23 protein-coding genes are annotated in these 23,391 nt (G+C 71.2%); 2 read left to right on the top strand and 21 right to left on the bottom strand.

The features are described from left to right. Positions 1–121: 121 nt before the first annotated feature. The 15 genes from DEJ28_RS06190 to DEJ28_RS06120 form a co-directional block, all read right to left on the bottom strand. On the bottom strand, positions 122–643 hold the full coding sequence (locus tag DEJ28_RS06190) for a hypothetical protein (RefSeq protein ID WP_111115625.1): 522 nt from the start codon (positions 641–643) through the stop codon (positions 122–124). A 213-nt stretch (positions 644–856) separates the two neighbouring features. After that, positions 857–1,474 carry a hypothetical protein gene (locus tag DEJ28_RS06185; RefSeq protein WP_111115626.1) on the bottom strand — a complete coding sequence of 206 codons (618 nt, stop codon included), beginning with the start codon at positions 1,472–1,474 and terminating at the stop codon, positions 857–859. 19 nt (positions 1,475–1,493) lie between these two features. Next, entirely contained in the window at positions 1,494–3,011 is a 1,518-nt protein-coding gene (gene der, locus DEJ28_RS06180) for a ribosome biogenesis GTPase Der (RefSeq protein WP_111115627.1), read from the bottom strand. A 103-nt stretch (positions 3,012–3,114) separates the two neighbouring features. Continuing rightward, a complete protein-coding gene (gene cmk / locus DEJ28_RS06175; protein ID WP_111115693.1) occupies positions 3,115–3,810 on the bottom strand; it encodes a (d)CMP kinase in 696 nt (231 codons plus the stop codon). A gap of 170 nt (positions 3,811–3,980) precedes the next feature. Next, entirely contained in the window at positions 3,981–5,105 is a 1,125-nt protein-coding gene (locus DEJ28_RS06170) for a prephenate dehydrogenase (protein ID WP_258368059.1), read from the bottom strand. Positions 5,106–5,125: 20 nt separating this feature from the next. Then, positions 5,126–5,881: a pseudouridine synthase gene (locus tag DEJ28_RS06165; protein WP_258368068.1), complete on the bottom strand. Its 756-nt coding sequence runs from the start codon at positions 5,879–5,881 to the stop codon at positions 5,126–5,128. Between the two features lie 1,204 nt (positions 5,882–7,085). Beyond that, positions 7,086–7,862, bottom strand: a complete 777-nt coding sequence (gene scpB, locus DEJ28_RS06160) for an SMC-Scp complex subunit ScpB (RefSeq protein WP_502866946.1) — start codon at positions 7,860–7,862, stop codon at positions 7,086–7,088. Then, positions 7,852–8,730: a segregation and condensation protein A gene (locus DEJ28_RS06155; RefSeq protein WP_111115629.1), complete on the bottom strand. Its 879-nt coding sequence runs from the start codon at positions 8,728–8,730 to the stop codon at positions 7,852–7,854. Before DEJ28_RS06155 ends, scpB begins: the two co-directional genes overlap by 11 nt. Continuing rightward, positions 8,714–9,592, bottom strand: coding sequence for a ParA family protein (locus DEJ28_RS06150; RefSeq protein ID WP_111115630.1), 879 nt, complete (start codon positions 9,590–9,592; stop codon positions 8,714–8,716). Before DEJ28_RS06150 ends, DEJ28_RS06155 begins: the two co-directional genes overlap by 17 nt. 186 nt (positions 9,593–9,778) lie before the next feature. Beyond that, positions 9,779–10,627 carry an SseB family protein gene (locus DEJ28_RS06145; protein WP_111115631.1) on the bottom strand — a complete coding sequence of 283 codons (849 nt, stop codon included), beginning with the start codon at positions 10,625–10,627 and terminating at the stop codon, positions 9,779–9,781. A gap of 4 nt (positions 10,628–10,631) precedes the next feature. Next, positions 10,632–11,378: a bifunctional 1-(5-phosphoribosyl)-5-((5-phosphoribosylamino)methylideneamino)imidazole-4-carboxamide isomerase/phosphoribosylanthranilate isomerase PriA gene (priA, locus tag DEJ28_RS06140; RefSeq protein WP_111115632.1), complete on the bottom strand. Its 747-nt coding sequence runs from the start codon at positions 11,376–11,378 to the stop codon at positions 10,632–10,634. 113 nt (positions 11,379–11,491) lie between these two features. Further along, positions 11,492–12,175, bottom strand: coding sequence for an imidazole glycerol phosphate synthase subunit HisH (gene hisH, locus DEJ28_RS06135; RefSeq protein ID WP_111115633.1), 684 nt, complete (start codon positions 12,173–12,175; stop codon positions 11,492–11,494). After that, positions 12,172–12,774, bottom strand: a complete 603-nt coding sequence (hisB, locus tag DEJ28_RS06130; protein WP_111115634.1) for an imidazoleglycerol-phosphate dehydratase HisB — start codon at positions 12,772–12,774, stop codon at positions 12,172–12,174. The genes hisH and hisB overlap by 4 nt, the downstream gene beginning before the upstream one ends. Next, positions 12,771–13,877 (bottom strand): histidinol-phosphate transaminase, encoded by a 1,107-nt coding sequence (locus DEJ28_RS06125; protein WP_111115635.1) that lies wholly within the window; start codon positions 13,875–13,877, stop codon positions 12,771–12,773. The genes hisB and DEJ28_RS06125 overlap by 4 nt, the downstream gene beginning before the upstream one ends. Before the next feature lie 88 nt (positions 13,878–13,965). Further along, complete coding sequence (locus tag DEJ28_RS06120) at positions 13,966–14,334, bottom strand: LysM peptidoglycan-binding domain-containing protein (protein WP_111115636.1); 369 nt, start codon at positions 14,332–14,334, stop codon at positions 13,966–13,968. Between the two features lie 237 nt (positions 14,335–14,571). On the opposite strand from DEJ28_RS06120, the gene lexA reads away from it, so the two are divergent. Then, positions 14,572–15,216, top strand: coding sequence for a transcriptional repressor LexA (gene lexA / locus DEJ28_RS06115; protein WP_111115637.1), 645 nt, complete (start codon positions 14,572–14,574; stop codon positions 15,214–15,216). 142 nt (positions 15,217–15,358) lie between these two features. Here lexA and hflX read toward each other — a convergent pair whose 3' ends face one another. Further along, positions 15,359–16,900, bottom strand: coding sequence for a GTPase HflX (hflX, locus tag DEJ28_RS06110; protein WP_111115696.1), 1,542 nt, complete (start codon positions 16,898–16,900; stop codon positions 15,359–15,361). A gap of 61 nt (positions 16,901–16,961) precedes the next feature. Between hflX and DEJ28_RS06105 the strand changes: the two genes are divergently transcribed. Beyond that, positions 16,962–17,576 carry a class I SAM-dependent methyltransferase gene (locus DEJ28_RS06105; protein ID WP_111115638.1) on the top strand — a complete coding sequence of 205 codons (615 nt, stop codon included), beginning with the start codon at positions 16,962–16,964 and terminating at the stop codon, positions 17,574–17,576. A 180-nt stretch (positions 17,577–17,756) separates the two neighbouring features. Here the strand turns inward: DEJ28_RS06105 and dapF are convergent, their stop codons facing one another. From dapF to recA, 5 genes are read right to left on the bottom strand one after another with little or no spacing between them, the layout of a single operon-like run. Further along, positions 17,757–18,647 carry a diaminopimelate epimerase gene (gene dapF, locus DEJ28_RS06100; RefSeq protein ID WP_111115639.1) on the bottom strand — a complete coding sequence of 297 codons (891 nt, stop codon included), beginning with the start codon at positions 18,645–18,647 and terminating at the stop codon, positions 17,757–17,759. Next, positions 18,644–19,570 (bottom strand): tRNA (adenosine(37)-N6)-dimethylallyltransferase MiaA, encoded by a 927-nt coding sequence (gene miaA, locus DEJ28_RS06095; RefSeq protein WP_111115697.1) that lies wholly within the window; start codon positions 19,568–19,570, stop codon positions 18,644–18,646. The genes dapF and miaA overlap by 4 nt, the downstream gene beginning before the upstream one ends. A 40-nt stretch (positions 19,571–19,610) precedes the next feature. Further along, positions 19,611–21,110, bottom strand: coding sequence for a tRNA (N6-isopentenyl adenosine(37)-C2)-methylthiotransferase MiaB (gene miaB, locus DEJ28_RS06090; protein WP_111115640.1), 1,500 nt, complete (start codon positions 21,108–21,110; stop codon positions 19,611–19,613). Between the two features lie 44 nt (positions 21,111–21,154). After that, positions 21,155–22,063 carry a regulatory protein RecX gene (locus tag DEJ28_RS06085; protein ID WP_111115641.1) on the bottom strand — a complete coding sequence of 303 codons (909 nt, stop codon included), beginning with the start codon at positions 22,061–22,063 and terminating at the stop codon, positions 21,155–21,157. After that, positions 22,060–23,124, bottom strand: coding sequence for a recombinase RecA (gene recA, locus DEJ28_RS06080; protein WP_111115642.1), 1,065 nt, complete (start codon positions 23,122–23,124; stop codon positions 22,060–22,062). The genes DEJ28_RS06085 and recA overlap by 4 nt, the downstream gene beginning before the upstream one ends. Positions 23,125–23,391 lie beyond the last annotated feature (267 nt).

The following is a 23,391-nucleotide window of genomic DNA, read 5'->3' as shown; positions in this document are numbered from 1 at the left end:
TCTCGCGTGGCCCGGTGCCGCACAGCCCGGTGCGACATGGCCGCTGTCGTGCAACGACGACGATGTCGATCCGGGTCAGCAGCACTGGGCACGCCTGCGCCACCCCGAGCCGCGCCAGCCGCTACCGCCGCACCGGCCTCGGGAACGTCGCCCGCATGTGGTCCGTGGTGAGCACGTCCCCGATGCCGACCATCAGCAGCGAGAACACGATCTGCTCGATCACCATCCAGAACGGGTAGAGGCCCGGGATCGCCGCCACGACGAGCGTCACGATCGGGAAGATCCGGCTGAAGAGCCGCAGTCGCTGGTACGCCCAGTAGTACCCGAGCTGCGCACGCCACGCGAAGACGTAGAGCGTCAGGGTGATGAGCAGCACGACCGTCGCCCGGAACCACACCGCCCACGGGATCGTCTCCCCCGCGCGGGTCAGCAGCACCGCGACCACGATCGCCGCGAGGCCGACGATCGTCTCCGCAACGAGCAGCCACCGGATCCAGCGGAACGACCGCACGGTGTCGGGGTGCTCGAGCATGTCCTCGCGGATCACGTAGCCGGACTGCCGACCGCCGGCCAGCCGGTCGAGGCGCAGGCGGCACCAGAGTCGGTCCGCCAGGGCACCGAGCCCGTCGTTCTGCTGCGTCACGGTCCCATCGTGCCGTATCCGGCGTCCAGAGCCAGACCGCGCGCGGATCGCACCCTCCCACGAACGTCGCGCCCCGCCACACCGGGGCGCGACGTCCGCGCGGGGGTGCGACGCCCCCAAGCCCCGAGCGCACCCAAGCCCCGAGCGCACCCAGGCGCCGAGCGCACCCAGGCGCGGATCGCACCAAGGCCCGGCGCACCGCCCGCGGGCGCGTCAGTCGACGGGGATCAGCTGCGCGCCGCCGAGGACCTCGCCGTTGTCCGGGTCGACCAGCAGCAACGAGCGGACATCGGCGGGCAGACGCTCCGGCCAGTCGATCGTGAGCGACTGCTCGGACGTGTCGATCGGGATGCTCCCGACGTCGACCACGTCGCTGCGCTTCGACCAGTACCCACGACGTTCCCCGACGACGATGCCGTCGGAGAGGACGACCCGGACCGACCGCAGGTTCCGGTTCGTCGACCACGCCGTGAAGTGGTCGAAGGTGATGAAGAGCCCGAGGTCCGGGTCGTTCTCCATCCGCACGTGACCGGCCGCGTAGCGGTCGATCCAGATGAGGTTGCCCTCGACCGGCGGCACCCGCTCCCACCACGGCGCGATCGGAGAGCCCTCACCGCGCTCGTGGACCTCCGGTTCGGGCAGGGGCGCACCGAGTGCGTTCGACGGCACCACCGGGTCCCCACCGCTGACGCCCTCCTGTGCGAGCGGACTGCCGGTCGCGACGGGCCGCGCGTCGTCGCTCTGGCGGTCGACCCGGATCGTGTTCCAGGTAACGGCGAGGGCGAGCACGGCGACGGCCGCGAACAGCCATCGTCGTCTCGCCCCCGTCATGCCCGTCCCCCGATCGACCTCAGCGCTTGCGGCGCTCCCGCACGCGCATGTTGACGTTGATCGGCGTGCCCGAGAAGCCCCAGACCTCGCGGAGTCGACGGGTGATGAACCGTCGGTACTGCGGGTCGAGGAAGCCGGTCGTGAAGAGCACGAACGTCGGCGGCTGGCTCGACGCCTGCGTGCCGAACAGGATGCGGGGCTGCTTGCCGCCGCGGACCGGGTGCGGGTGCTCCTGCACGAGTTCGGCGATGAAGGCGTTGACCTTGCCGGTCGGGATGCGGGTGTCCCACGACTCGAGCGCGGTCTCGAGCGCCGGCACGAGCTTCTCGAGGTGACGACCGGTCCGAGCGGACATGTTCACGCGCGGGGCCCACGCGACGTGCGCGAGGTCCTGCTCGATCTCGCGCTCGAGGTAGCGGCGGCGCTCGTCGTCGAGCAGGTCCCACTTGTTGTAGGCCAGGACGAGCGCACGACCGGACTCGAGGACGAGGTCGATGATGCGGAGGTCCTGCACGGAGATCGGCTCGGTGACGTCGAGGACGACGACGGCGACCTCGGCCTTCTCGAGCGCGGCCGTGGTGCGGAGCGAGGCGTAGAAGTCCGCACCCTGCTGCAGGTGCACGCGCTTCCGGATGCCGGCGGTGTCGACGAAGCGCCAGACCTTGCCGCCCAGCTCGATCTGCTCGTCCACCGGGTCGCGGGTGGTGCCGGCGAGGTCGTTCACGACGACGCGCTCTTCGCCCGCGGCCTTGTTGAGCAGCGAGCTCTTGCCGACGTTCGGACGGCCGAGGATCGCCACACGGCGGGGTCCGCCGACTTCTTGCTTGGCGACGGCGGAGGTGTCCGGCAGCGTCTTGATGATGAGGTCGAGGAGGTCCGCGACGCCACGGCCGTGCAGCGCCGACACCGGGTGCGGTTCGCCGAGGCCGAGGTTCCACAGCTCGTACGCGTCGAGGTCGCGGCGGTCGTCGTCGGACTTGTTCGCGACGACGATGACCGGACGGTCGGTGCCGCGGAGCATCTTCACGACGTGCTCGTCCGTGGCGGTGATGCCGACCGTGACGTCGACGACGAAGAGCACGGCGTCGGCGAGGTCGATCGCGACCTCGGCCTGTGCGGCCACGGAGGCGTTGATGCCCTGCGCGTCCGGCTCCCAGCCGCCGGTGTCGACGAGGGTGAACCGCTTGTCGTTCCAGTCGGCCTTGTACGAGACGCGGTCGCGCGTGACGCCGGGGACGTCCTGCACGACGGCCTCGCGCCGACCGAGGATCCGGTTGACGAGCGCCGACTTGCCGACGTTCGGGCGACCGACGATCGCGAGTACCGGGTACGCCGGCAGGTAGGTGATGCCGTCTTCGCCGAGCTGACCGGCTTCGAGCAGGGCGACGTCTTCCTCGTCGAGCTCGTAGTCCTCGAGCCCGGCGCGGAGCGCGGTCGCCCGCTGCTCGGCCTCGGCCTCGTCGAGTCCGGCGAGGCGCTCACCGAGCGCGTCGTCGTACTGGGGGAAGTCGTCGTGGTCGTTGTCGAGCTGCGCCATGTGGGTTCCTTGCCGGCGACCCTTCGGCCGCGTGTTGTCAGTGCGTGGCCGCGGGGCCAGGCCTTGCTGTCAGTGCGAGGCCGTGGTGGACCAGGCCTTGCTGTCAGTGCGTGGCCGCGCGGGCCAGGTCGACGACCGCCTGCACGGTCTGGTCGAAGTCGAGGTCGGTGGAGTCGAGCGTCGTGACGCCGTCGGCGGCGTTCATGAAGTCGACGACCTTCGCGTCCGCCGCGTCGCGACGAGCGAGTGCGGCAGAGGTCTCGGCGGCGGACTGGGTCGTGACCTCGGCCGCACGCCGTGCCATTCTAACGGACTCGTCGGCCGTCAGCAGGATCCGGACTTCGGCGTCGGGAGCGACGACGGTCGTGATGTCCCGTCCCTCGGTGATGATGCCCGGGGCGTCGGCCTTCCGCATCACCGTGCGGAAGAGCTGGACGAGGCGCTTCCGCACGTCGGGGAGCTTGGCGATGTGGGCCACGGCACCGGTCACCTCGGGGGTCCGGATGGCGTCGGTCACGTCGGTCTCCCCCACCCGGACGAAGTAGGCGTCGGGGTCGGTGCCGATGGCGTAGTCGAACGTGTCCCAGCTCGCGAGCACCGCCGACGCGTCGTCGAGGTCGACCCGCTGCTGCAGGACGTGCCAGGCGAGGGCACGGTAGGCGGCACCGGTGTCCTGGTACCCGAACCCGAGCGCGCGCGCCGCCGCACGGGAGACGCTGGACTTGCCGCTGCCGGCGGGGCCGTCGACGGCGATGACGGTCTTGGCGACGTAGGCGCCGTCGGCCAGGCCGGCCGGCATCGGGTCGCGGGTGGAACCGAGTTCCCCGTCGAGGCCGCCACCCGAGCCGGCACCACCGAGGGGACCCGGCTGGTCGTCGGGGCTCGGCAGACCGGTGTCCGGCGCGTCCGGGCCGCCGGTCACCCCGGAGTCCTGCACGGCCGCGTTCGTGGCGGCGTCGGTGTCGTCGTTCAGGCCCATGCTGCTGCGATCCTCCATCCGCGGCCCTCGAGTTCCTCGACGAGCCGCTGTTCCTGCTCGGGCACGACCGACACCTCGACGATGCCGATCGGTGCGCCCGGTGAGTGCTCGAGGCGCATGTCCTCGAGGTTGATGCCGATCTCCCCGATGAACGTGAGGAGTGCGGCGATCTGCCCGGGGGTGTCGTCCACGAGGACGACCACCTGGGCGAAACGCCTGGTGGTGCCGTGCTTGCCCGGCAGCCGTTCGACGCCGCGGTTGCCCGCCGCGATCGTCTCGGCCAGGGCACGGGGCGAGCCGGACGCCGACGGGTCGTCGAGTGCTTCGAGCACGCGGTCGAGGTCGTCGCGGAGGTCGGCGAGCACCGGCCGGATGTTGCCGGCGTTCGCGCCGATGATCTGCACCCAGAGCCCGGGGTCGCTCGCGGCGATGCGCGTGACGTCGCGGACACCGCCGCCGGCGAGCTCGAGCGAGCCCTCGGGGGCGTCGCGCAACCGTGACGCCATCAGCGTGGAGACGAGCTGCGGCGCGTGCGAGACGTAGGCCACCGCGAGGTCGTGCGACCGCGGGTCCATCGGGACCACCGTCGCACCGACGTCGAGGGCCAGGTCCTCGACCAGCGCGGCGCGCTGGTAGGTGATGCCGTCGTGCCCGGCGACCACCCACGGGCGGCCGACGAACAGGTCGGCGCGGGCCGCGGTCGGGCCGCTGCGCTCACGACCGGCCATCGGGTGCGACCCGATGTACCGGCTGACGTCGGCGCCGGCCGCGACGAGGCTGGCCAGGGGGCCGGACTTCACGCTGGCGACGTCGGTCACCACGGCGTCCGGCCAGGCCGCGAGCTCGCGTCCGACGACCGTCGCCACGACGTCCGGCGGGACCGCCACCACGACGAGCTCCGGCGCGTCGCCCGGAGCGGGGTGACGGCCGGCGCCGTAGTCCACGGCGAGCGCCAGCGCGGCAGGCGACACGTCGTCGAGGACGACGTCGACACCCTTCTCGCGGAGCGCGAGGCCGATGGACGCACCGAGCAGGCCGGTGCCGACGATGCGCACGGGTCCCCGCAGCCGCCGGTCGATGTCCGGTTCGGCGTACAGGGGCGTGGGGTCGGTCACCCGGCAAGCCTACCGATGCGTCAGTCCGCCGACTCCTCGCCCTCGTCGCCCTGTGCAGAACCCTTCGCCTCACGGGCGATGCGGAGGAGCTTGCCGAGCTCGACCGTCGAGAGCTCACGGGTCTTGCCGATCGGCAGCGACCCGAGCTGCAGCGGACCGAACGAGCGGCGGACGAGTTCGAGCACCGGGTGGTCGACCTCGTCGAGCATGCGGCGGACGATCCGGTTGCGGCCGGAGTGCAGGGTGATCTCGATGAGCGACTCCCCGCGGGAGGACTCCAGCAGGCGCACCTTGTCGGCGGCGATGGGCCCGTCCTCGAGCTCCACACCGTCGAGCAGCCGCTGCACCGTCGCGGGGTTCACGTTGCCGCGGACCTTCGCGATGTAGGTCTTCGTCACACCGAACGACGGGTGTGCGAGGACGTGCGCGAGGTCACCGTCGTTCGTCAGGACGATGAGCCCGGAGGTCTCGGTGTCCAGTCGGCCGACGTTGAACAGGCGTTCCTCGTACCGGTCGACGTACTCCGACAGGTCGCGACGACCGCGCTCGTCCTGCAGGCTCGACACCATGCCGGTCGGCTTGTTGAGGAGGATGTACCGACGCGATGCGTCGATCTGCACCGGCACCCCGTCCACGGCGATCTCGTCGGTTGCGGGGTCGACCCGGCGGCCGAGCGCGTCGACGACCTCGCCGTTGACCGTCACGCGGCCCTCGACGATCAGGTTCTCCGCGACTCGTCGGGATGCCACGCCCGCACCGGCGATCACCTTCTGCAGGCGCTCGCCCTCTGCCTGGAGGCCCGGTTCGGCTCCGGCAGGTGCCGTCCCCTCCGATGCGTCCCAGTCGGGGATGATGGGCCGTTCCGGCGTGCCCTCCAGCGGGGCGCCGGACTGGTCACGGGCACCCTCCGGCTGCGGTGTCGTGCGACGGTCCGGGGTGCGGGGGCCGGTGCCACGGTTGCGGTCGCTGTTGCGCGCGGTCGTGGTGCCGCCGACGTAGCGGCGGCCGTTGTGCCAGACGCTGCTCGGACGGCCGTCCGGGGTGCGCCGGTCCTCGCGGGCCGGGTCACGCCGGTCGTCACGCCGGTCGTCACGCCCCTGGTACCCGCCGCGGTCATCGGTGCGACGGGGAGCGTCACGGCGGTCGTCGCGGCCGCGGTAGCCGCCACGGTCGTCGTCTCGACGCGGAGCCTCACGACGGTCGTCGCGGCCGCGGTAGCCGCCACGGTCGTCGTCGCGACGCGGAGCCTCACGGCGGTCGTCGCGGCGGTCGTCACGGCCGCGGTAGCCACCACGGTCGTCGTCGCGACGCGGAGCCTCACGGCGGTCGTCGGTGCGGCGCGGCGCATCACGGCGGTCGTCGCGGCGGTCGTCACGGCCGCGGTAGCCACCACGGTCGTCGCGCTGCTGGTCGTCGCGCCGGACGAAGCCGCCGCGCTCGCTGCCGCGGCGGTCGTCGTCGCGTCCGACGAAGCGTCCGCGGTCACCCCCACGGTCGTCGCGGCCGCGGTACCCGCCGGACGCGGGACGCTCGTCACGGCCCCGGTATCCACCACCCGAAGCCGGACGGTCATCACGACCCCGGTAGCCACCACCAGAAGCCGGACGCTCGTCACGACCCCGGTACCCGCCACCGGACGACGGACGCTCGTCACGACCCCGGTACCCGCCACCGGACGACGGACGCTCATCACGACCCCGGTAGCCACCACCAGAAGCCGGACGCTCATCACGGCCGCGGTAGCCGCCACCGGAAGCAGGACGCTCGTCACGGCCGCGGTAGCCGCCACGGTCGTCGTCACGGCGGCCGGGAGCCGGACGCTCGTCGCGGCCCCGGTACCCGCCGCGGTCGTCGCGACCGGAGTCACCAGGCCGGCCACCTGCACGGCCGGAGCCGGCGTTGCGGTCGCGGGACGGGCCTCCAGGCCGGCTGCCACCATCGCGACCGGACCCGCCTCGTGGGCCGCCTCGTCGTTCTTCCTCATACGCGGCCATCGGGGATCCCTTCGTTCTGCTCGAAGCCGTCGGCACCGTCGTCCAGGAGGGGCGAGATGAGCGGCAGCTCGTCGAGCGAGTTGATGCCGAGCTGCTGCAGGAGCAGGTCGGACGTGACGTAGTTGATGGCGCCGGTCTCGGCGTCCGTGAACGACTCCTCGATGAGTCCTCGGGCGACCAGGGTGCGGACGACCCCGTCGACGTTCACGGCGCGGATCGCGGCGATCTGCGAGCGGGTGATCGGCTGCTTGTAGGCGACGACCGAGAGGGTCTCGAGCGCGGCCTGCGACAGCCGGGAGGGGCGCTCGGCCTCGACGAACTGCTCGACGACAGCGTCCAGGTCCTCGCGGACGTAGAAGCGCCAGCCTCCGCCGACCTCGCGGAGTTCGAACCCGCGCCGGATCGTGCCGTCGACACCGTCGAAGTCGGCGACGAGGCGTTCGATTGCCTGCCGGACCGCGGGCACCGGCGCGCTCACCGCCGTGCCGAGGGCCACGAGGGACTGCGGCTCGTCGGCGATCATGAGGATCGCCTCGAGCTGTCGGTCGATCGGGATCTCCGGGTGCGGGACGTGCGCCTCGGGCTGTTCGGGCTCGGGCTGTTCGGGCTCGGCGTGCGCCTGCTGCGCCTGCTCGCGCCGTTCGTGGATCTCGTGCTCGATCGCCCGGGCGTCCGCCATCTCGTCCGCACCACCGGGCTCGGCGCTCGACAAACCGGCGCGCGACGCACCAGCGCGCGACGCGTCTGCCACGTCATCCGTCATAGTCGGCTCCCAGGTTGGCGAGGCTCTCGTCGGACCAGTCGTCGGCGGTCCAGCGGAGCGTGAGCTCCCCGAGCGGTTCGAGCTGTTCGAACGAGATGGATGCGTTCCGGTACAGCTCCAGGATCGCGAGGAAGCGAGCCACCACGATACCCGTCTCCGAGACACCGGCGACCAGTTCACGGAACGAGACGTCCTCGTCGGCACGGGTCCGGAGGATCGAGACGACGATCGCCGCCTGCTCCCGGATGCTCACGAGCGGCGCGTGCAGGTGGTCGAGTCCGACGGTCGGGAGCTCCCGCGGCGCCAACGCCATCGTGGCCAAGGCCGCGAAGTCCTGCACGGACAGGGTCCAGACGAGCTCGGGCGTCCGCGCTCGGAAACGCTCCTCGAGCCGGACGCTCCGCACGTGCCGGCGCGACTCGGTCAGCCACCGGGACCCGAACCAGTCGGCGGCCTGCTTGAACGCCCGGTACTGCAGCAACCGGGCGAACAGCAGGTCCCGCGCCTCGAGCAGCGCCACGTCCTCGGCGTCGACGAGTTCCCCCTGTGGCAGGAGCCCGGCGATCTTGAGGTCGAGGAGCGTCGCCGCGACGACGAGGAACTCACTGGCCTCGTCGAGTTCGTCCTGGGACTCCGCCAGCCGGACGTACTGGATGAACTCCCCCGTCACCGCGCCGAGCGACACCTCGGTGATGTCGAGTTCGTGCTTGGTGATCAGCGAGAGGAGCAGGTCGAACGGTCCGTCGAAGTTCCGCAGACGGACCCGGAAGCCGGGCGCGGTCGTCGTGCCCGCGGGAGCGTCGGATGCACGGCCGCGCGTGTCGCTGTCGTCAGGCGACGGCGAGCTGTCGTCAGGCGACGGCGCCACGCTCGACGAGCTCCCGTGCGAGCTGCCGGTACGAGTGCGCGGCGGCGTGGTCCGGAGCGGTCTGCGTGATCGGCCGGGCCGAGACGGTCGCGTCCGGGAACTTCACCGTGCGCCCGATCACCGTGTCGAGCACGCGGTCGTCGAAGGTGTCGACGACGCGCTCCATGACCTCGCGCGAGTGCAGCGTGCGCGAGTCGTACATCGTCGCGAGGATGCCGTCGAGCTGCAGCGCCGGGTTGAGCCGGTCACGCACCTTGTCGATGGTCTCGATGAGGAGTGCCACACCACGGAGCGCGAAGAACTCGCACTCGAGCGGGATGAGCACGCCGTGCGCCGCCGTGAGGGCGTTCACCGTCAGCAGCCCGAGCGACGGCTGGCAGTCGACGAGGATCACGTCGTAGTCCTTGGCGACCTTCCGGAGCACGCTCGCGAGGATCTGCTCCCGCGCGACCTCGTTCACCAGGTGCACCTCGGCCGCGGACAGGTCGATGTTCGCCGGGATGACGTCGAGGTACGGCGTGTTCGTCGGCTGGATGACCTGGTTCGGGTCCTTGATCGACCCCATCAGCAGGTCGTAGATCGTGGGGATGTCGTGCGTCCGCACCCCGAGGCCCGCGGACAGCGCGCCCTGCGGGTCGAAGTCCACCGCCAGCACCTTGCGGCCGTACTCCGCGAGTGCCGCGCCGAGGTTGATGGACGTCGTGGTCTTGCCGACGCCGCCCTTCTGGTTGCAGAGGGCGATGATGCGAGCGGGGCCGTGACCGTCGAGTTCCTCGGGCACCGCGAACTGCCGGACGGGCCGTCCGGTCGGACCGTAGGTGGTCTCGCCGGCTCCGGGGGTGGTCGTCGGGTTCGTGCTCACCCGGCCATCGTACCGGCGTGGTGACGGAGACCCGGGCCGCACCGCCGTACCGGCGCTGTGACGGAGACCCGGGCCGCACCGCCGTACCGGCGCTGTGACGGAGACCCGGGCCGCACCGCCGTACCGGCGACGCGACAGACGGAGGCGAGTCGCGCCTCCAGTCCGGTTCTGGCCTGGAGGCACGGATCACGCCCGGCGCAACGCCACCCGCATGCTGTCCACCCGGTCCGCGATGACGGCGTCCGCCGTCCAGCGCTGCTGGAGGCGACCGACGAGCTCCCGCACCTGCTCCTGGTCGAGCCCCGGATGGAGCGCGAGCCCCACCGTCAGCTCGGCACCGGCGAACCGGCCGAGCGGGTCCCCCGGTGCCAGCTCGACCCGCGCCACCGCCCCTTCGCCGACGACGGAGTCGGCGAAGGCCTGCGCGACCTCCGGGTCCTCGAAGCAGGGTGTCCAGGGCAGGTCCTGCCCGAGCGCCCACACCGCGGGGCGCCGCAGCACGAACTCGGTCGGCGCCGTCGGGTCGAGCACGACGAGCTGGGTGTCCTCGCTCGCCGCGGCCATCGCCACGCGGCGGGACTCCACCGGCACCGGTCGGGCATCGGCGTCCCAGGAGCGCATCGCCTCCACCGAGGTGAACGCGGGCATCACGCTGCGACCGTCCGGCCCGGCGACCGTGACGATCGAGAGTTCCTGCGTCTTGTCGACGAGCTGGCCGGCGTCGGTGTGTCCGACGTCGCCGGCCTCGGCGATGAGCGGGATGAGCAGTCGGGCGCTGCGGAGCGCGTCGACGATCACGCGCTGCGAGCCGCCGTCAGGCAGGGCCGCGATCGCAGCGATCAGCGCCGGGTCGGCGAGGCCGTCGTCGTCGTCGAACGCGGTGTCGTGGTGGTCGAACGAGCGACCGTCCCACGCGAAGCCGGCCGAGTCGGCCGCGCCGCCGGGAGTGTGCGCGTCGTCGGTGTGGACGTCGTCGTTGTGCGCCTGGTCCGGGGCAGCCGGCCCGGTCCCGCGGCCGTTCGAGATCCCCGCCACCCGGCTACTCCGAAGCGATGTCGAGGGCGGCCGGCAGCGTGAACGCCCCGGAGTACAGCGCCTTGCCGATGATCGCACCCTCGAGCCCGTGCGGCACGAGGGCACGCAACGCACGCAGGTCGTCGAGCGTCGAGATGCCGCCGGAGGCCACCACGGGCTGGTCGGTGCGATCGCACACCTCGCGGAGCAGCTCCACGTTCGGGCCCTGCAGCGTGCCGTCCTTCGTCACGTCGGTGACCACGTACCGGGCGCAGCCGGCTTCCTCGAGTCGGTCGAGCACCTCCCACAGGTCCCCGGCGTCCTCCGTCCAGCCGCGACTCGCGAGGGTCGTCCCCCGGACGTCGAGCCCCACCGCGATCTGCTCGCCGTACGTGCGGATCACGCGGGCCGCCCACTCGGGGTTCTCCAGCGCGGCCGTCCCGAGGTTCACCCGGGCCGCTCCCGTCGCGAGTGCCGCCTCGAGGGAGGCGTCGTCGCGGATGCCGCCGGACAGCTCGACCGCGACCCCTTCGACCTCACGCACCGCGTGCGCGATCACCCTGCGGTTGTCGCCGCGGCCGAACGCCGCGTCGAGGTCGACGAGGTGGATCCACTCCGCGCCCTGGTCGCGCCACGTACGCGCCGCGGCGACCGGGTCGCCGTAGGAGGTCTCGCTGCCCGCCTCGCCCTGGGTGAGGCGCACCGCCTGGCCGTCGACGACGTCCACGGCGGGCAGCAGGACGAGGGGCGGGGTCGCGATGAGGTCGGTCATGGTCCTTGTCGGTTTCGTTGCGGGGCCGGGAGGTCCGGCGGTCGGCTTGCGACTGTCGGCCTGGAGGCGCGGGGCGGCTCCGGTGAGCGGCCAGCGCCCGGCCGTCGCCGGGTCTAGAGCGAGTTCACCCAGTTCCGGAGCAGGCGGATGCCCGGCTCCCCCGACTTCTCCGGGTGGAACTGCGTTGCGGTGAGCGGGCCGTTCTCGACGGCGGCGACGAAGCGCTGCCCGTGCTCCGCCCAGGTCAGGCGCGGCGCGCGGAACGGCCCGTACGCCTCGAGCGGGAAGTCGGTCACGCCGTACGAGTGCACGAAGTAGAAGCGCTCGTCGTGCAGGCCGTCGAAGAGCACCGAGTCCTCCGGCGCCTCGACGGTGTTCCAGCCCATGTGCGGGAGGACGTCGGCCTGGATCTGCTCGACCGTCCCCGGCCACTGTCCGAGCCCCTCGACGTCGGCACCGCGCTCGATGCCCCGCGAGAAGAGGACCTGCATCCCGACGCAGATGCCGAGCACCGGACGGCCGCCGGCCAGCCGTCGGTCGACGATCTCGCCGCCCTGCACGCCCTCGAGCTGGTCGATGACCGCGGCGAACGCGCCGACCCCGGGGACGAGCAGGCCGTCCGCCTTGAGCGCGGCCTGCTTGTCGGAGGTCAGCGTCACGGCGGCGCCGGCGCGCTCGAGTGCCTTGGCGGCGGAGTGCACGTTGCCGGAGCCGTAGTCGAGGACGACGACGTTCGGCTTCGCGCCCGTCGTGCTGCGGTCGGTGGCGCTGTCGTCCGGCGTGCTCGGCTCGGTCACAGCGCACCCTTCGTGGACGGGATGCCGTCGACGCGCGGGTCGAGCTCGACCGCCTTCCGCATCGCCCGGGCGAACGCCTTGAACTCCGCCTCGGCGATGTGGTGCGGGTCGCGACCCTCGAGGACGCGGACGTGCACTGTGATCCCGGCGTTGAAGGTGATCGCCTCGAACACGTGCCGGATGAGCGACCCGGTGAAGTGGCCGCCGATGCGGTGGAACTCGAACCCGGCGGGCTCCCCCGTGTGCACGAGGAACGGCCGCCCGGAGACGTCCACGACGGCCTGCGCGAGGGCTTCGTCGAGCGGCACGAGGGCATCGCCGTAGCGACCGATGCCGGACCGGTCGCCGAGGGCCTGCTTGAGCGCCTGACCGAGCACGATGCCTGTGTCCTCGACCGTGTGGTGCACGTCGATGTCCGTGTCGCCGGTCGAGCGCACCCGCAGGTCGATGAGCGAGTGCTTGCTGAACGCGGTCAGCATGTGGTCGAAGAACGGCACGCTCGTCGAGATGTCGGACGTGCCGGTGCCGTCGAGGTCGAGCTCGAGTTCGACGCTCGATTCGCTCGTGCTGCGGCGGATCGAGGCGGTGCGCGCGGTCATGCCCCAAGCCTAACCGGCGGCTGGTCGGCGGCCACGCGGCGCATCGCGTCGAGGAAGGCCGTCGTCTCCTCCTCCGTCCCCGCGCTCACCCGGAGGTGGCCCGGGATGCCGAGGTCACGGACGATGACGTCCTGCTCGAGGAGCGCCTCGAACGCGGCGTGCGGGTCAGCCACCCCTCCGAAGAGGACGAAGTTCGACCAGGTCTCGTAGGTGCGGTACCCCATCGCCTGCAGCTCGGTCACCATGCGGTCGCGCTGCTGCTTGATGTCGTCGACCATCGCGAGCATCTCGGGAGCGTGCCGGAGTGCCGCGACCGCTGCCGCCTGCGTGAGGACGGACAGGTGGTACGGCAGCCGGACGAGCCGGATGGCGTCGATGACCGCGGGGTGCGCGGCCATGTAGCCGACGCGGGCGCCCGCGAAGGCGAAGGCCTTGCTCATGGTGCGGGACACGACGAGTCGCTCGCGTCCGGGGAGCAGGGTGATCGCACTCGGCACGTCGGACGGCATGAACTCGGCGTAGGCCTCGTCCACCATGACGATGCCGTCGGTGGCGTCGTACGCGGCCGTGATCGTCTCGATGGGCAGGGGCGTACCGGTGGGGTTGTTCGGGCCGCAGAGGAACACGATGTCCGGCTGGTGCTCCTCGATCGCTTCGACGACCGTCTCGGGAGCGATCCGGAACTCGTCGTCACGCTGCGCCGGGATCCACGTGGTGCCGGTGCCGGCCGCGAGGATCGAGTGCATCGAGTAGGTGGGCGGGAACCCGAGTACGGAACGCCCGGGTCCGCCGAACGCCTGGAGGAGCTGCTGCAGGACCTCGTTCGATCCGTTCGCCGCCCAGATCTGCTCGGGGGTGAGCCCGTGCTGGAGGTAGTCGGCGAGCGACTGACGGAGCTCGGTGAACTCGCGATCGGGATAGCGGTTCACGGTCGCCAGCGCCTGGCGGATCGACGCCACGATGTCCTCGGCGACGTCAGCGGGCACCGGATGCGTGTTCTCGTTGACGTTGAGCTGCACGCGGACGTGCTTCTGCGGGGCGCCGTACGGGCTCTGCCCGCGCAGGTCGTCTCGGATCGGGAGGTCTTCGAGCGTGAATGCCACCGATCCATCGTAGGCCGCGTGACTGATCATGCGACCGGCCGTCCGGACGGTGTGCTGACCACTCCCGCAGCCGTGGTGTCGCGCGGTGCTACTGGCCGGAGGTGTACTTGGCCGGGATGGCGATCTGCTCGCCGGCCTGGAGCCCGGAGCCGTCCAGCGCGTTGAGGCTGATGACGTCCTGCACGAAGTCGCGCGGGTCGGCGTTCGGCGCGGTCTCCTCCGCCAGCTGCCAGAGCGTCTCGCCCGGCTGGATGGTGACGGTGTCGAAGTGGACGTTCGCCGAGGCGTTGCCGGCCGAGGCCTGACCGCCGTTGAGCACCGCGAGGGCGACGACGATGAGGAGCGGGATCGCGACGAGCGTCGTGATGACGAATCGACCGCGGCTCGTGAGGCGCAGGCGCGTCCGCACAGCGGGAGCCGAGGTGCGCTGGGTGTCAGCGATGGCGATGGTGCTCATGTCGTTCTTGCCTTCCCGTTCGGGTGAACCGAAGTCCTGTACCGAACATACGTTCGAATCCGTGGTCACACAAGTCCTGTGCGGAGATTTCTGGGGGGATTTCTGCCGACACGCTCGAACAGGTGTTTGTCCGGCGGGGACCGGTCGGATACTGTTTCGATCGACTGGGACAAGTCAAACGGGGACCACCGACATTCCCGTGGGCATGCTCCCGGCACCGACGAAGGGCGAGACGACGTGGCGGACGAACTGCGGGTCCAGAAGCCGTTGACGGCGAAGCAGCAGGCGATCCTCGACGCGATCCGCGCGTCGATCGCCAGCCGGGGGTACCCGCCGAGCATGCGCGAGATCGGCGACGCTGCCGGCCTCTCGTCGCTCTCGAGCGTCTCCCACCAGCTCGGCCAGCTCGAACTCGGCGGCTGGATCCGTCGCGACCCGAACCGTCCCCGTGCGCTCGAGGTCCTCGTCGACGAGCCGACCCCCGACGTCGACGGCCCCGACGTCGACGCGACGACGCTCGTCCCCCTCGTCGGCCGCATCGCCGCCGGTGTCCCGATCACGGCCGAGCAGCACATCGACGAGATCGTGCCGCTCCCCCGTCAGCTCGTCGGGACGGGCGACCTCTTCATGCTCAAGGTCGTCGGCGAGTCGATGATCGACGCCGCGATCTGCGACGGCGACTGGGTGGTCGTCCGGTCGCAGCAGACCGCCGAGAACGGTGACATCGTCGCCGCCATGCTCGACGAGGAAGCGACCGTCAAGGTCTTCCGCCAGCGCGACGGCCACACCTGGCTGCTCCCGCGCAACACGGCGTTCGAGCCGATCCTCGGCGACGCCGCCACCGTGCTCGGCAAGGTCGTGGCGGTCCTCCGCTCACTCTGACGACCCTGCTGACGCCGGCCGCGTCAGCCGTCGGAACAACGAAAGTCCCCCGGAACCGCACCATGGCGTGGTTCCGGGGGACTTTCGTTGTGCGACCGGCGAGGCGGGGCCGCACCGCGCCTCCAGTCGGGGTCGGTCCCCGTCAGGCGGACGGGACGGACGCGACCACGAACGGGTCGAGCTCGGCAACCTGCCGACGGAAGACCCGCACGTTCAGCCGGGTGCCGTCCTGCACGTAGTCGACCGACTCCACCGCACCCGCGTCGTGCAGCGACGACACGAGGTCACCGCGGTCGTACGGGATCACCACGGTGAGGGACACGTCGGGCTCGGGCAGCCGGGCCTCGATCGCCCCGAGCAGCTCAGGGATGCCCTCGCCCGTCCGGGCCGAGACGAACACGGCGTCCGGCACGAGGCCGACGAGCACGAGCCGCTGCGACTCGTCGATGAGGTCCGACTTGTTGAACGCGACGATCTCCGGGATGTCCCGGGCACCGACGTCGCCGATGACCTCGCGCACCGTCGCCAGCTGCGCGGCAGGGTCCGGGTGGGACCCGTCGACCACGTGCACGATGACGTCGGCCTCGCCGACCTCTTCCAGCGTGGAGCGGAAGGCCTCGACGAGCTGGTGCGGCAGGTTCCGCACGAAGCCCACGGTGTCGACGAAGGTGAACTCGCGGCCCTTCGCACTCTCGGTCCGGCGGACCGTGGCGTCGAGCGTCGCGAACAGCTGGTTCTGCACGAGCACGCCGGCACTCGTCAGACGGTTCAGCAACGAGGACTTGCCCGCGTTGGTGTACCCGGCGATCGCGACGCTCGGGACGTCGTTGCGGTGCCGGTCGGCGCGCTTGGCCTCACGCGCGGGGCGGAAGCCGGCGATCTGCCGACGGAGCTTCGACATCCTGGTGTGGATGCGGCGCCGATCGAGCTCGATCTTCGTCTCACCAGGACCACGTGAACCCATGCCCGCACCGCCGGAGACCTGGCCACCGGCCTGGCGGGACATCGACTCACCCCAACCGCGGAGTCGCGGGAGGAGGTACTCGAGCTGCGCGAGTTCGACCTGCGCCTTGCCCTCCCTGGTCTTCGCGTGCTGGCTGAAGATGTCGAGGATCACGGCCGTGCGGTCGATGACCTTCACCTTCACCACGTCCTCGAGCGCACGGCGCTGGGAGGGTGCGAGTTCGGTGTCGGCGATGACCGTGTCGGCGCCGGTGGCCTTGACGACCATCGCGAGTTCCTCGGCCTTGCCCTTGCCGAGGTAGGTCGCCGGGTCGGGGTTCGGCCGGCGCTGCAGCAGCCCGTCGAGGACCACCGCGCCGGCGGTCTCGGCGAGGGCCGCGAGCTCGCGGAGGGAGTTCTCGGCTTCGGCGGCGTCGCCCTGCGGGTACACGCCGATGAGGACGACCTGCTCGAGCCGGAGCTGCCGGTACTCGACCTCGGTGACGTCCTCGAGTTCTGTGGAGAGGCCGGCGACGCGACTGAGGGCCGCGCGGTCCTCGCGGTCGTACTGGTCGCCGTCGCCGTTCCAGCCGCGGTCGTCGACCGACCGGGTCTGGATGGCCTGCGCGGGTGCGAACACGGACGATGACGCCCGGGAGTCGGCATTGCGCAGGACTCGTTCGACGACACCGGCAGCGCTGTCGTCGGTGGTTGGTTGGTCGTGCTCAGTGGGTTCCGTCATGCTGTCCACAGGCTACCTCCGCCGCGCTCGGGACACACGGAGATGCCGGTACGGTTCATCCATGGCGAACGACCACTACTTCTCAGCGAGTCCGGAGAGCGACGCTCGCCCCCGCCAGATCGACGTCACCCTCGCGGGCCGACCGCTCACGCTGACCACCGCCGCGGGCGTCTTCAGCCCCGACGGCCTCGACCGCGGCACCCGCGTCCTGCTCGGTTCCGTCCCGCCACCCGCCCCCGAGGGCGCCCTCCTCGACGTGGGCTGCGGCTGGGGTCCGATCGCGATCACGATGGCGCTGCACTCCCCCGAGGCGCAGGTCTGGGGGGTCGACGTCAACGAACGGGTGCTCGGTCTCGCGCGGGCGAACGCCGCAGCCGCCGGCGCCTCGAACGTCTCGATCGCGTTGCCCGACGACGTTCCCGCCGAGCTGCGCTTCCGGACGATCTGGTCGAACCCCCCGATCCGCGTCGGCAAGGACGAACTGCACCAGATCCTGCTGACCTGGCTGCCCCGACTCGAGGTCGGCGGCGACGCGTGGCTCGTCGTGTCGAAGGACCTTGGCGGCGACTCGCTGCAGCGCTGGCTGCGGGACTCGCTCGACGCGGCGTTCCACGTCACGCGCGCGACGACCGCGAAGGGGTTCCGCGTCCTGCGGGTCCACCGCACCGCGGAGTAGTCGCGCGCGGGCCGGGCGGCATCGCGGCGCGGGCCGGGTCGCGAGACATTGCGGCGCGGGCCGGGTCGCGAGACGCCGCCCGGGTCGCAAGACACCGCCATTTCCGGCGGCGTCTCGCGTCTCGTGTCTCGCGTCTCGGCAACCGCCCCGACGCCAGAGCGCCCGAGCGCCCGAGCAGGGTCAGACGGTCAGGTCCCCGGAGAAGACGAGGTCTGCCGGACCGGAGAGCGAGACGTGCTCGCCGTCCTCGGTCGCGAACATGCGGACGGTCACGACGCCGCCGGGCACGCGGACGCGCCAGGTGTCCGGCGCACCGTTGCCAGCCCAGTGCCGCGTCGCGAGGGCCGCGGCGACCGCTCCGGTCCCGCAGGACAGCGTCTCGCCGCTCCCGCGCTCGTGGACTCGCATCGTGATCTGGCCGACGCCGTCCTGGACGAGCGGTTCGCCGGGCAGGACGAACTCGACGTTCGCCCCGGCTGCAGGCAGCGGGTCGAGCACCGGCACGTACGTGAGGTCGAGGTCCGAGAGCTCGTCGTCGGTCGCCACGGCCACGACGACGTGCGGGTTGCCGACGTCGATGCCGAGGCCAGGACGCGCGCCGTCGAGGTTCTTCGCGCGGACGAGGACGTCGTCAGCGCCACCGCCCTCGATCCCGAGTCCCCAGCGGCCGAGGTCGGCCGAGAAGCCGTTCGTGGTGCGCTGGATGTCGACGAGCCCCTTGCGGCTGCCGACCGTCAGGGTCTCCCCCGGCGCGAGGTCGACGAGCCCGGACTCGGTGAGGTACCGGGCGAAGACGCGGATGCCGTTGCCGCACATCTCGGCGACCGTGCCGTCGGCGTTGTGGTAGTCCATGAACCACGTCGCGGCCGGGTCGATGGCGACGAGCGCGCGACCTTCCGGCAAGGATTCGGACCGCACCGCGCGGATCACACCGTCGCCGCCGACACCGAAACGCCGGTCCGCGATGGCCCGGATCCGGTCCGGGGTCAGGTCGACCGTGGCGTCGGGGTCGGCGAACAGGACGAAGTCGTTGCCGGTCCCCTGGCCCTTGGTGAAGTGCAGCTCGGTCACGGGACGATCCTACGGGCAGCGTCCGTCAACGCGGCCCGGTCGGCGCCGGTCACGTCGAGGACCTCGGCGTCCGCGTACCGACGGAACCAGGACACCTGCCGGCGGGCGTACTTCCGGGTCGCGATGCCGGTCGCCTCGACGGCCTGCTCGACCGTGGCATCCCCGTGCAGGACGTCGAGCGCCTGCGAGTAACCGATCGCCGCACGCGCCGTGCGGCCCTGTTCAAGCCCGAGGTCCCGCAGGCCACGGACCTCGTCCACCAGGCCCGCGTCGAACATCCGTGCCGCCCGCCCGTGCAGCGACTCGATCAGCTGCGCGCGTTCGCGCTGCAGGTGCAGGATCCGAGCGGGTCGCCAGGCGCGGGGCGCGGACGGGAGGCTCGGGGTCACGACCTCGGATCGGCTCGCGATCTCGAGGGCGCGGATGAGTCGCCGCGGGTTGCGCGCGTCGATCGTGGACGCGGCCGCCGGGTCGAGGACGCGGAGATGCTCCAGCAGGATGCCCGGCCCGAGCTCGTCGTGCTCGCGTTCGAGTCGTGCGCGGAGCTCCGGGTCGGTGCCCGGGAACGCGAGGTCGAACAGCACGGCCGAGACGTACAGGCCGCTGCCACCGACGAGCACGGCGATCCCGCCCCGCCGCTGGATCGCGTCGATGTCCGCGCGGGCGTCGCGCTGGTACGCGGCGACGCTCGCCTCGTCGGTGACGTCGAGGACGTCGAGCTGGTGGTGCGGGATGCCGTGACGCTCGTCGACCGACAGCTTGGCGGTGCCGATGTCCATGCCGCGGTAGAGCTGCATCGCGTCGGCGTTGACGATCTCGGCGTCGCGGCCGGCGGCGCGGAGGCGCTCCGCGATCGCGATGCCGAGGTCCGACTTGCCCGTCCCCGTGGCACCGACGACGGCGATCAGGTCGGTGTCGTGCACATCGCGGGCGACGGCGTGACGGGCACCCTCGCCGGAGCGGTCAGCGTCCGACACGGAGGGACGGCAGCCCGAGGGAGACCGGGCGGGGCCCGTCGACGGGCGCGGCCGGGGTCGGGGTCGGTACGCCGCAGCTCTCGGCCTGGGCACGGTCCCACGCGTCTCCGGCACGGGTCCGTCGGATCGGCAGCGGGCCGTCGTTGTCGGCGATGAGGAAGTGCGGCGCGGACCGCGTCACCTCGACCGTCACGACGTCGCCGGGGCGCGGGATCCCTGAGCCCTGCGGGACGGCGAAGTGCACCAGCCGCGAGTCCTCCGCACGCCCGGACAGCCGGTGGGTCGCGTCGTCCTTCTTCCCCTCGCCCGTCGCGACGAGCACCTCGACGCGGCGACCGACCTGCTCGGCGTTCTCCTCGGCGGTGATGTGCTCCTGCAGGGCGACGAGGCGCTCGTAGCGCTCCTGCACGACCTGCTTCGGGAGCTGCTCGTCCATCGTGGCGGCCGGCGTGCCCGGACGGATCGAGTACTGGAAGGTGAACGCGGACGCGAACCGTGCCTGCTCGACGACGCGCAGGGTGTCCTCGAAGTCCTCGTCGGTCTCACCGGGGAACCCCACGATGATGTCGGTGGTGATCGCCGCGTGCGGGATCTTCGCGCGCACGCGGTCGAGGATCCCGAGGAAGCGCTCGCTCCGGTAGCTCCGGCGCATCGCCTTGAGGATCCGGTCGGACCCGGACTGCAGCGGCATGTGCAGCTGCGGCATCACGTTCGGCGTCTCCGCCATCGCGTCGATGACGTCGTCGGTGAACGCGGCCGGGTGCGGGCTGGTGAAGCGGACGCGCTCGAGGCCCTCGATCCGCCCCGTCGCGCGGAGGAGCTTCCCGAACGCCTGCCGGTCTCCGAACTCGACCCCGTACGAGTTGACGTTCTGACCGAGCAGCGTGACCTCGATCGCGCCGTCGTCGACCAGCGCCTGGACCTCGGCGAGCACGTCACCGGGGCGGCGGTCCTTCTCCTTGCCGCGCAGTGACGGGACGATGCAGAACGTGCAGGTGTTGTTGCAGCCGACGGAGATCGAGACCCACCCGCTGTGCGTCGACTCGCGCTTCGTCGGGAGCGTCGACGGGAAGACGTCGAGCGCCTCGAGGATCTCGATCTGGGCCTCGTCGTTGTGCCGCGATCTCTCGAGCAGTGTCGGGAGTGACCCCATGTTGTGGGTTCCGAACACCACGTCGACCCACGGCGCCTTCTCGAGGATGACGTTCTTGTCCTTCTGCGCCAGGCAACCACCGACGGCGATCTGCATGCCGGGGTGTTCCCGCTTGATGCCGGCGAGCTGTCCCAGGTTGCCGTACAACCGGTTGTCGGCGTTCTCGCGCACGGCACAGGTGTTGATCACGACGACGTCCGCCTGCTCACCGTCCGCCGCGACGTACCCGGCGGCCTGCAGCGACCCGCTCAGGCGCTCGGAGTCGTGCACGTTCATCTGGCACCCGTAGGTGCGGACTTCGTAGGTGCGGGGGCGCGCTTCGACGGTGGCCATGGTCGTCCCAGTGTAAATCGGTCCGGGATGCCCGAACGGCGTTGCTACTCGAACCGGACGGATCCGCGAGGACCGCCCGTCGGCCGCCCGCCGCCGTCGAGTGCACGCTCGACCGCGATCCGGACGACGCCGCCGTTGTAGCCCTTGCGCATCAGGAACCCCGACAGCCGACGTTCGGCGGTCGCACGGTCGAGACCACGGAGCTGTCCGGCACGCTTCTGGGCGAGCTCGATGGCGCGAACGAACTCGTCGTCCTCGTCGTCGGCGGCTGCGTCGAGTGCGGCGTCGATGGCGGCCTGGTCGATCCCGCGCCGTCGGAGTTCGGCGACCACGCCCTGCCGACCGAGGCCCTTCCGGTCGTGCAGGCGGTCGACGAGGTCCGTCGCGAGGGCGACGTCGTCGAGCAGCCCGACACGCACGAGGCGATCGATCTCGTACTCGACGACATCGGGATCGAGGTCGTTCTTCGCGAGCATCGTCCGCAGTTCGGACGTACTCACGCCCTTGCGTCCGAGCGCACGCATGCTGAGCCGCTCGGCATCGGCACGCTGCTCGTCGATCGGGCGCGGCGCGTCGGCCGGGTCGATCTCCTCGCCGGAGCCGATGGCGAAGACCGACGCGGTCGATGCGCCAGCATCAGCACCGGCATCCGTGTGCCCGACGTCACCGTCGCCACCGTCGTCACGGCCGTGTTCGGCGCGGGTGTCCCGAGCCGGGTCGTCACCGACGACCGGCGACAGCCACTCGGCCTGGGCTCGTGCACCCTGGATCGGCAGCGGCACCGGAGTGTCTGCGTCAGCGTCCGCGCTGTCATCGCGGTCCGCGCGCCCGAGGATCGGGACGGGCGGCTGGTTGCTCGAATCCGGCACCGACGCCGTTCGACGACGGGACCGCGCACCGAACAGGTCAGTGACCGGTGCGAGGTCCGCGTCGTCGTCGTGGTCGCTCGTCACGCGCCCTTGCGCTCCGCGATCTTCGGCGCGATCGACTCGACCGGGGCATCCGCCTCGGCCTTCGCCCCACCGACACCGAGCTTCGCGAGGATCTTGCCCTCGATGTCGGCAGCGATCTCCGGGTTCTGGATCAGGAACGAACGCGAGTTCTCCTTGCCCTGCCCGAGCTGGTCGCCGTCGTAGGTGTACCAGGCGCCGGACTTCTTGACGATGCCGTGGTCGACACCGAAGTCGAGCAGCGAGCCCTCGCGCGAGATGCCCACACCGTAGAGGATGTCGAACTCCGCCTGCTTGAACGGCGGCGCCATCTTGTTCTTGACGACCTTCACGCGGGTGCGGTTGCCGACGGCGTCGGTCCCGCTCTTGAGCGTCTCGATGCGTCGGATGTCGAGTCGGACGGAGGCGTAGAACTTCAGCGCTTTACCACCGGAGGTGGTCTCGGGCGATCCGAAGAACACACCTATCTTCTCGCGCAGCTGGTTGATGAAGATCATCGTGGTCTGCGTCTGGTTCAGCCCACCGGCGAGCTTGCGCAGCGCCTGGGACATGAGTCGTGCCTGGAGGCCGACGTGGGAATCGCCCATCTCGCCCTCGATCTCGGCGCGGGGCACGAGCGCCGCGACGGAGTCGATCACGATGAGGTCGATCGAGCCGGAGCGGACGAGCATGTCCGCGATCTCGAGCGCCTGCTCGGCGGTGTCCGGCTGCGACACCAGCAGCGCGTCGATGTCGACACCGAGCTTCTTCGCGTACTCGGGGTCGAGCGCGTGCTCGGCATCGATGAAGGCCGCGATGCCTCCGGCGCGCTGGGCGTTGGCGATGGCGTGGATCGTGAGGGTCGTCTTACCCGACGACTCCGGGCCGTAGATCTCGACGATGCGGCCGCGGGGCAGCCCACCGATGCCGAGCGCGACGTCGAGCGCCACCGACCCGGTCTGGATGACGTTGACCGGGGCGCGTTCGTCCGACCCGAGGCGCATGATCGCACCCTTGCCGAACTGCCTGTCGATCTGAGCGAGTGCGGTCTCGAGGGCCTTCTCGCGGTCTGCCGGTGATGGCATGGGGGTGCTCCTTCGTGCTCGATGTCGGCCGCCTGTAGGCTGTCGCGTCCACTCCGGCCGATGGTGCAAGGCCAGTGCTTCAGTGACAAGGCTTCGGGCTGTTCCCGTTGACTCCGAACCTAGGGCGGGCCACCGACATCACTGCCTGCGACCGCGCGATCTGTGGACGGATCCCCGAACAGCGTCGATGTGGAGGAAGCTACCACCGAATCGAACACGCGTTCGAGCAACACGCCGAACACGTGTTCGGATGCAACGACGGTCCCC

Origin of the sequence: Curtobacterium sp. MCPF17_002 (genome assembly GCF_003234115.2) — a bacterium.
Taxonomy (GTDB): Bacteria; Actinomycetota; Actinomycetes; order Actinomycetales; family Microbacteriaceae; genus Curtobacterium.
This window is presented reverse-complemented; position numbering and strand designations above follow the sequence as displayed.